This window comes from Moorena bouillonii PNG (assembly GCF_001942495.1).
Lineage (GTDB): Bacteria > Cyanobacteriota > Cyanobacteriia > Cyanobacteriales > Coleofasciculaceae > Moorena > Moorena bouillonii.
In genome coordinates, this window is the sequence record NZ_MKZS01000001.1 from 4865078 (window position 1) to 4874272 (window position 9195).

The 9195-nt window shown below is 42.5% G+C and carries 8 protein-coding genes and 2 pseudogenes; 8 read left to right on the plus strand and 2 right to left on the minus strand.

All coding sequences use genetic code 11. The annotated features are described in order from the left end of the window. Positions 1-23: 23 nt before the first annotated feature. Positions 24-410, plus strand: coding sequence for a helix-turn-helix domain-containing protein (locus BJP37_RS19685; protein ID WP_075901296.1), 387 nt, complete (start codon positions 24-26; stop codon positions 408-410). 298 nt (positions 411-708) lie between these two features. On the opposite strand, the gene BJP37_RS19690 is transcribed toward BJP37_RS19685, so the two are convergent. Continuing rightward, positions 709-1914, minus strand: a complete 1206-nt coding sequence (locus tag BJP37_RS19690; protein WP_075901298.1) for an RNA-guided endonuclease InsQ/TnpB family protein — start codon at positions 1912-1914, stop codon at positions 709-711. Positions 1915-2658: 744 nt separating this feature from the next. Beyond that, on the minus strand, positions 2659-3132 hold the full coding sequence (gene petJ, locus BJP37_RS19700) for a cytochrome c6 PetJ (protein WP_075901302.1): 474 nt from the start codon (positions 3130-3132) through the stop codon (positions 2659-2661). A 239-nt stretch (positions 3133-3371) separates the two neighbouring features. Here petJ and BJP37_RS19705 point away from each other — a divergent pair, with 239 nt between their 5' ends. From BJP37_RS19705 to BJP37_RS19735, 7 genes and pseudogenes are all read left to right on the plus strand, one after another. After that, positions 3372-3794, plus strand: coding sequence for a BlaI/MecI/CopY family transcriptional regulator (locus BJP37_RS19705; protein WP_075901304.1), 423 nt, complete (start codon positions 3372-3374; stop codon positions 3792-3794). Continuing rightward, positions 3794-4705: a M56 family metallopeptidase gene (locus BJP37_RS19710; RefSeq protein ID WP_075901306.1), complete on the plus strand. Its 912-nt coding sequence runs from the start codon at positions 3794-3796 to the stop codon at positions 4703-4705. The genes BJP37_RS19705 and BJP37_RS19710 overlap by 1 nt, the downstream gene beginning before the upstream one ends. A gap of 308 nt (positions 4706-5013) precedes the next feature. Further along, the gene (locus BJP37_RS19715; RefSeq protein ID WP_070393877.1) at positions 5014-5457 is read left to right on the plus strand and encodes a hypothetical protein; all 444 of its coding nucleotides are present in this window, start codon (positions 5014-5016) and stop codon (positions 5455-5457) included. 243 nt (positions 5458-5700) lie between these two features. After that, positions 5701-6351: a hypothetical protein gene (locus BJP37_RS19720; RefSeq protein ID WP_075901308.1), complete on the plus strand. Its 651-nt coding sequence runs from the start codon at positions 5701-5703 to the stop codon at positions 6349-6351. 274 nt (positions 6352-6625) lie between these two features. Continuing rightward, positions 6626-6994: a hypothetical protein gene (locus BJP37_RS19725; RefSeq protein ID WP_075901310.1), complete on the plus strand. Its 369-nt coding sequence runs from the start codon at positions 6626-6628 to the stop codon at positions 6992-6994. A gap of 484 nt (positions 6995-7478) precedes the next feature. Further along, positions 7479-8051: pseudogene (locus BJP37_RS44660) on the plus strand (IS5 family transposase); the annotation flags it as partial. 120 nt (positions 8052-8171) lie between these two features. After that, positions 8172-9195, plus strand: a pseudogene (locus BJP37_RS19735) (IS4 family transposase).

Below are 9195 nucleotides of genomic sequence, written 5' to 3' on the forward strand. Positions count from 1 at the left end.
GTTCAAAGTACTAACGTACCAATATGTTCCGGAATAACTTTTGTCAGTCAATCAGATCAGGTGGCTATAATCTTGAAGGCTCCAAGCTCAAACATCAACAGCTTAATAAACTACTTATTGTCGTTGCTATTGCTTATACTAGTGCCCTGCTCCAAGGTCAGCACATTAAGAGTATTGGCATTCAAAAATATGTAGCACGACCGGAAACTTCCTCAACCTCACAACGTAGACATAGCTCTTTTTATATTGGTCAACATCTTCATCATTGGCTCCGCCTACAGCAATTGTGCCAACAAACTTTGTCTGAACTTTTGCAAATTAATCGTCGTTGGATTCTCCATTACAATCAGGGCAAACGTGCCATTGAGCTTGCCCTATCTAGTTTTCAATCCCCTTTGTCGCCCTGCTAGCTATTGGACAGCGGTATTGGGGAAATTCCCTCGGTAACCCTCTCGTCAACATCGGTGTAACTAGGTTTAACCAATAGGCTTCACTAAACTAGGCATAAATCACCACTTAGGCGCTTGGCTAGTTAGGATAGCTTAGGCAACTCCTTAATTGAGGTTATAGATGGATCTCAACAGATCCCAGGAGTTAATCCACAAACTAACCGAATCTTGACAGCGAATCATCATATGCACCCTTGTGACGTACTCCCGACGTTGCCCTGACGGGACAACGCGGGCTTCTTGCCAACACCAGGTACCCCTATCGGGCTTTGCCCGACGCTACGCGAACGGTTACTCGGCAAGCTTTACTCCTGACGGGACGCCCCACCGCCAAATTCAATATGTTTTTAGCCGCATTCACATCGCGATCTTTCGTGTATCCACAATGAGGACAAGAATGGATGCGGTCTTTTAATTTTTTAGGTACTTTCGTGCCACAATTAGAACAGTTCTGACTGGTATTTCGAGGATTTACTGCAACTGTAAGCAAACCAGCATTTTCGGCTTTGTTTGATAGTATTGACAGAAATTGTCCCCATCCAGCGTCCAATACAGATTTAGCCATTTTAGTTCTGGCCAAACCTTTAATATTTAACTTCTCGTGAGCGATTAGATCATATTCGTCTAGCAAACTTTTGGCTGTTTTAAAATGAAAATATTTTCGAGTGTCAGCCACTTTTTTATGAGCTTTTCCTAGCTTAATAACAGCTTTCTTACTGTTGTTACTACCTTTCTTAGAACGGCTAACAGCTTTTTGAATTTTCTTTAACCGTTTTTGAGCTTTTCGATAGTATTGGGGTATTGGTACCTCTGAACCATCAGACTTTGTCAGAAAAGACTTAAGACCCATATCTATTCCGACGGGATTTTCGATGCTGTCTACTGAGATAATATCCGGAACCGTACCATCTTGGATTGACAGCGTGACGTAATAGCCGTCAGCTTTTCGGGTTATAGTAGCTGTTTTTATTTTGAATCCTTCTGGAATAGGTCGGTGATAAATCATTTTGACTTTCCCAAATTTTGGAAGAGTCAAAATGTTGCCATTTATTGGATTATTTGAAAGTGACGGAAAAGTAAATGACTTGTATCTATTTTTACTTTTGAATCGAGGTCTTCCGCTCTTTTTACCATTGCTATCTCCCTTAAGAAACCCCTTGAAAGCCAAATCTACTTTTTTAACGCAATCCTGTAATACGTGAGCATGAATATCACTATACCAAGGTCTGTCTTTCTTTAACTGAGGTAGAGTTCTTTTTTGGGAAAAGTAGTCAGGATTGTTTCTTAGATCTGGTAAATGACAAACAAGGGGACAAGAATTAATAGAACAGCGATTTTGCTCAAACCAATTAAACCTATCTGCCAACAAATAGTTGTACTGATGACGCAACATATCCAGCCATTTCTCTATTTTTGTAATTTGCGACTTTGTCAGTCTTAACCGGTATTGATATGCAGATATCATTTTTGTACTCTTGCTTATCGACCTATTATTAGTCTAACATATGGGTAGCCATCTGACAACCCATAACAGTAAAAACATGAAAGATAAAAAGTTGATAGTCAGAGTAACTGACTTTGAAAAACGACAATTAAAACAGGAAGCCGACAAGAGAGGGATGACCCCATCTGAAATGATTAGGAGTTTTATAGCTCGTCTCCCTGTCCCCCAGGATTATTAGTTGGTGATTCCATTTCATTCCATCACCGGGCTATCCTTCCCGACGCTGACCCTATCGGGTACAGCGCGGGGCTGCCGCCATAAAGCTCATGATTTGAATAAAGGATTTGTAGGTTTGCGAAAGCTTCACAGATAGTTTAGCAAAGTAATTAACCAACTTTACTAAAAAGTTGCATAAATTTATTTCAATCCCTGCTAAAGCTAAACCAATGTCGCTTTAAGTATTGGCCAGTAAGGGATTCAGTAATATCTTCTTCCTTAGGCTTTGGCTTGGTGATGATAAGCGTTCGCTGAAAGCGGGACGCGCGTCCATCGCATCTTCACACTCTTGAAGTGAAAAACCCCCCAATCCCCAGTTTTCCTAAACCAGGAAATGGGAATCACAAATAATTAACTAAGTGGTGCTTGTTGTCTCGATTAGTTGTAGCTGTTGATATTAATAATTGATAACTTAGTATCTAGGGATACTAAAAATGCTGGCATTGTAACTTTTCTTACATTATATGAATCAAAATAATGATCAATAAATCAAAATAATAAGCGCCAGAATGGGCGCTTTTTGGGTTTAATATCAGTCTTTTCCTGATTAACTGGCTTCTGATCAGCCTCTATACCTAATTGTGGAGATTTGGACTCTGGGGATTTTTGATTATAAATTTCTTTACCCAACGGCCAGTCATTGTCCGCCTGCGATAAAACATAGGTAGCCACATTTTCAATCTCCTGCTCAGTCAGCTTTTTATTGAAGGAGGGCATAGCATTTTTGCCATTGGTTACCTGGGTTTTAATTTTTTCCAGGTCATACATCTTATATCGTTTCAGCACAGCTTTCTTCAAGGTTTTATTGGCCATAATCACGTTATTGCCACCGATATGACAAGCAGCACAATTCTGACTAAAAACCTTAGCTCCCTGAGCGGCATCACCAGCGAGGGCTGGACGTTCTAGAGCAAATGTAAACCATACCGTAGCAGTCAACAGGATTGATAGCAGCTTCTTCAAGGGTATTCTCCTTCTGATCAAAACAGATAGCAGGCTACAGAGTGGCCTATAATTATTCCCATGAATGACTGTAAGCCGATTAATAACCCCTGTCAAACCTAAGAAGCAAGACTATAAATAAAGGCAGCAGACCGACTACATATGAATCTCAATAGCCTGGCTGCTCAAAACTTCATACACTATAAATAACCTCTAGCACCAAATTAACCCAAAATTAACCCAAACTTAACAAGTTATCTATGAGTCCTCTGCCCCATCATCGCCCTAAACAACTCTCCCTAGGTCCATTGGAACGAGAAATCTTGGAGATCATCTGGGGATTAGGTTGCGCTACTGTCAAAGATGTCCATGAACAGATTTTGGCTGACCCAGATCGGGAATTAGCTTATGCTTCAGTGACCACAGTGCTACGCCGCTTGACCCAGAAAGGTTGGCTCAGTTGTGATAAACGACAGCGTACCTTTTTATGGAGACCCTTAGTGTCTCGCCAAGAAGCCCAGGTACTCGCAGCCCATGACCAGCTTAATCGCTTTTTAGCTGTAGGCAATCCAGATGTAGTTGCTGCCTTTGCCGATAGCTTAGATGCAGCAAGTGTGGAACAAATTTCTGCGATCGCACAACGACTGCAAGCAGCACGTCAAAGGCAGAAGGAGGGAAAATAATGCATTTTGTAATGATAATAGCAGCCTTAGGGCTGGCTTGCTGGCACAGGCACACAAGCTACCAACTCCCAGGGAGTTGTCCCAGGCGCTGGCAACAGTTACTAGTGCAATTTCTTGCTCCACCCCTACTCCTCCTAACCACTGCTGTGGCTGTGCTATCCATGGGGCCAAAGGGACAAATGATCGGGTTACGCACCGACTGGATCAGCTACTGTCTAGCGCTAGGATTTCTGGTTTGGGCACTAATGTTGTGGCTAAAGTTAGCAAGACTTGGTTGGCAGTCTTTGCAACAAGTTCGTTCCTTACCTCAAATTTGCTTAATAAATGGGCAATGGGAAAGGGTTGAACACTGTTCTGGCTTGACTCCAATCCCTGAATCCCTAGCTAGTCAGGGTCAATTGGCTCGTCTTTTAGACACTCCCATACCCTTTATTGCTCAGATTGGCTTTTGGCAACCGGAACTTGTGGTCAGTCAGGGACTCTTAGAAACTCTCTCATCGGAACATTTAGAGGCTGTTATCACCCATGAGCAAGCTCACCACCATTACCGAGATACCTTTTGGTTTTTTTGGCTAGGGTGGATTCATCGCATCACTGCTTGGTTACCAAATACAGAGTCATTGTGGCAAGAACTATTGAGTCTACGAGAAATCCGTGCTGACCATTGGGCCGCTAAACGGGTCGATGCCCTATTGTTGGCAGAATCACTGTTAACTATGGTTAGTAGTCCGATGATTACTACGGAAAATTTCTGTGCTCCCTTTAGTAGACCTGTGCATCCCAGCCGCTTCCAACAGAGAATCGATGCACTATTGACAGAGCAAGAGTCTTCCACTGGTACTAGCTCCTGGAATTGGAGTTGGTTGCTATACGTATTATTACCCCTATTGGTTGTACCGTTTCATCAATAGACTTAAAGACAACACGGATTAGGCCACAGGGAAAGGGGAAAAAAATATTTTTTTTGGCCTTGACGTCGCGACATAGTGATGTAAATATATAAATATATCGCGACAAAAGGAACGAACACAGAAAACACTTAACTAAAACACTTAAGTAAACCCCCTAAGTGTAGTAACTACCTAAGTGTATTAACCAGTGTATTAACCTATTGTCACGATATCACGATATACCAATAGAAGTATATCGGGACAAAATGTGCCAAACTTATAAGAGGACAATCATATGTTGCTCTCTCCCGAGCTAGAGGACAAGGACATTGGTTCACAAAAAGACAGATCCCCGGTATGCATTACTGCGAGGACATATTCCCAAACATCTACTAAAGCGCTTCCGCAACTACTGTGTCGAACACGAGCTTGACTACAGTGAAGGGCTAGAAGATACGCTGACTAAATTTTTTAACTACCTAGACAGCAGCCAACTATCAGCAGTTCCAGTACAAACCCCTACCATTGTTGATCTCATTCATGGCTGGAACTTGGAAGAACTATCACGATTAAGTGAAGTTAGCGTTGAAAACCTGCAAGCCATCTTAGAAGGGAACCGACCCACAGATGATGACTTGATTGGTTTGGGTGTAGTGCTATGCAAGAACAATGGTGAACCTTGGACAACGGATGAGTTAGTGGAGATTCGCGATCGCTGTTTCTACGGTTTTCCAAAATTGTCGAGCAACAACGAGTTGCCAAAGATTCAATAACCGTGATCGGACTAACACCTGCCCATGGTTAATGCTATCAGAGGGGATGTAAAGCGAGAAATTATCGTTTTTTGAAGCGATTTTTGGCTAAAATCAATCCTGCCAGTTACTGTACTATGGAAGCCGTCGGTTACTTAGATCACCAACCATAGTAGTTAGCCATAGTCTCCGTTGGTCCGGTTTAACTTGCTAAACAGCAACACTCACTACTCAGCGTGTCATTTTAGGTTTCAGTCTTCAACAATGGACAATTTCTTTTTCTCAGGGTGCCATCTATCAGTTACCACCGAGAGTTTCAATATTGAAGCTCCATCACGCTTAGCGGCTTATGCTCTAAGGCGACATGCTAGTGAGCTGGCTGTATCTGCTCAAAAACTCAGGCTTCAACGGGCTATTGTATCTTGGCCCGGATGCGAGCGACCTTACCAAATTCCCACCTCCATACTCAGGAGCCAGACAAAGATGACCGGACCAATACGCCAAGACGGAACCTATTTGCTAGGAGCCAACTACCTTCGTGTTAATGATTTTATCAAAGAAAAGCGTGAAGAAGGTCTGATTGTAGTAATTACATCAATGTGGAATGATGTTTGCTTACATACCAATGACCTACTTGCACCAGAACGAGGCATTCTCCAACCCCATCAGTGGACTGGCTTTAATTATCGGTACTTATGGCGTGATAGTCGGGATGACTATAACGAACTAATTGATCGATTGACTCGGGAGCGTTACATTCCCAAATTCCAGTACACCCTCAGGCGTCCCGATGGCACATTAGGCCGCTATGAGACAGATTATTACCTGGTAGAGGATTATCTGAACGTACCAGTGCGCATTGGTGTCAGCGATGTCAATGCTTGGGAACTGATATCAGAACCCTTAGCAAGTTAGTTTCCATTTTCCATCAGCCATCACTCACCACCAAGACTCAAAATCTTTGATCCTGTTACCTAGGTAAGCGGCTTGCCGCTACGCGATTGACCTTGGCCTAATGGCCACGCTACGCGAATGGTCACGCTACGCGAACGTAATGGTGTATCCTGACTTTCTTGACCGGTCAATTAAGTACGCTCATTGAATAACTCATCGCTGAATCTAATGGTCTACTTGAGCTACGTAGCCAACAGCGATTTATTTCCCTAAAACTGTTTGCCAACAAATAACTATGCAAAACCAATCAATTAATTCGGTGCCTTCTGGCAATCAGAACTGTGAAGCAAGCACGAGTAGTTTGGTGAATTATCCAACTCGAAATCATAATGACAAGCAGGCGATAGTAAGGGGAGGGTATATTTTTGCTCTGATTGTGGCGATGATTTTGGGATTCCAGTCACTGGAAGCCTCCTATGAACGGGTAAATGGTCAGGAAAATATTTCTTTTGCTACCAAGTCGCCTCCTTATAGTCTCGTAGTGACTGAGTTAACCTTGATTGGCTTGGGGCTAGGTATTGAAATTAATAAATCTACAATCTTATCAAAAGGCAAAAGAATAATTCAACTGCTAGTAAATTCCTCTATGGATGAACAGGATTAATATCATCTCTATTACCATCGGTACTGTAAAAGTATAAAGCTTCGGTAATCGGTAATTGCTAATTGCTAATTGCTAATTTTAATTACTCCCGAGTCATTACTCATCACCCATTACAAAAAAAACGTTCAATTCCATAATTGACGTACTGATTAGTCAAGATTTATGGTTTAGTTAGTTGTTTAGTTAGTCACCGGTTGAGTCCCAATTTCATAAGGAAGACTATCTCAGCTATCTATCTCAGCTATCTATCTCAGCTATCTATCTCAGCTATCTATCTCAGCTGTATATCTCAGCTATCTATTATCTATCTCAGCTATCTATCTCAGCTGTATATCTCAGCTATCTATCTCAGCTATCTATCTCAGCTATCTATCTCAACTATCTATCTCAACTATAAGAGCTGATTCGTAAAGAAAATCTAAAGAAATAAAAAAGTTAAGATAAGTAGATGATAACCTACCAGAGGTTGAATGAATTTCGGTCAATGACACGTCTGCCTCAAATTGCCGCACCGACGAGAAAGCCAAATCCTACGTGATTTAAGTGATACAGAATGGGAGGTTTTGAAACCATTACTACCTGAACCTATTGGCTTTGGACATCCGAGAACAGTTGATTTAAGAGAGATACTTAATGGTGTTTTTTATGTTCATTGGACAGGTTGTCAGTGGGAAATGTTACCCCATGACTTGCCTCCCGTTTGCCTCTGTATATGGTTATTTCCAGAAGTGGCAGCGACTCCGAATATGGCAGAAAATTCATGATCAGTTACGATCACAAATCAGATTTGGTCAAGGTAGAGAATTACAATCAACCGTTGGGATAGCGGACTCTCAATCAGTCAAGACGACGGAAAAAAGGGGGCAGTCTGCGGCGCATGATGGTGGGAAAAAAGTTAAAGGGCGTAAACGTCACATAGTAGTTGATTCTCTTCGATTACTCATTGGGGTATTAGTAAGGTCAGCTAATGGTTCTGAAAGGCTCGGAGCAGTAGTCATTTTGTCTGAAGCACGCTTAGAAACTGAAGTTATTAGAAGTGGTCTGGGTGGATCAAGGCTCAGTACAGGACAAAAAAGTTGAAAAGAAGAACAGGATGGGGTTTCATCAGAATTGAGGATAGCCATCAGAAACCCCATGAACCAAGAAGCGCGAATTAAAGAAAGCTCTCCAACCCCATTTGGGATGGCACGGAGCAAGAGTTTCGTTTCTTGCTCTGTTCTTGTTAGCATTGCTGAAAGTGAAAACGGTCAACCGAGCGTGAACTAGCATTGGGTTTCGAGTATTGGTTCGACCTCAGTCAAATTACAAACGACTGCAACGATTTTTTCGTGGGTTTGACTTGGACTACAAGGCGATTGGGAAAATCGTGGTCAGTTGGATGCAAATCCCCGAGCCTTGGATATTGAGTAATGACCGTACCACTTGGGAGTTGGGCAAACATTGCTACAATATTCTGACCTTAGGGATAGTCCATCAAGGAGTGGCATTTCCGGTGCTGTGGTGGATTCTTGATCAGAAAGGGAACAGTAATAGTGACGAGAGGATGAGGTTCATTGAGGAATTTTGCCAAATCTTTCCTGATGCTAGGATTTCCTTTGTGTGTGGGGATCGCGAGTTCGTGGGACAAGCCTGGGTGCGATACCTGCTACTAGAACCATCAATGGCTTTCCGATTGAGGATTCGAGCTACAGATCGGATTGAACGCAATGGGGTATCCTTGGCTGCTCGAGTGGTTTTTGCTCATCTACAGAAGGGTCAATCTCAAAGACTCAAGGGATTCTGTCGAGTTTGGGGGTGCCCCGTTAGTGTGGAAGCTCTACGTCTTGATGATGGCAAGTTGCTCGTTGTCATCAGTCCTGATGCGAGTGAAGAGCTTGTAAAAGATTATGCTTCCCGTTGGGGCATTGAGACTCTTTTTGGCATTTTCAAGACTCGTGGCTTTTGTCTCGAATCTACTCAAATGACCGTGCCAGAACGAAAGCGAAAACTTTTTGCTCTTTTAACCTTAGCTTTGTGTTGGTCGATGCTCACCGGAAAGCGTACTTCATCAGTTTCAACCTATTCCCATTAAGAATCACGGACGTAGGGCCAAGAGTCTTTTCCGTCTAGGTTTTGACCATCTGCGTCATCTTATCCTTAATCCTCAATCCCTTCATCAGTTCGACTTTCGGCAATCTTTACATTTTTTGTCCTGTACTTAG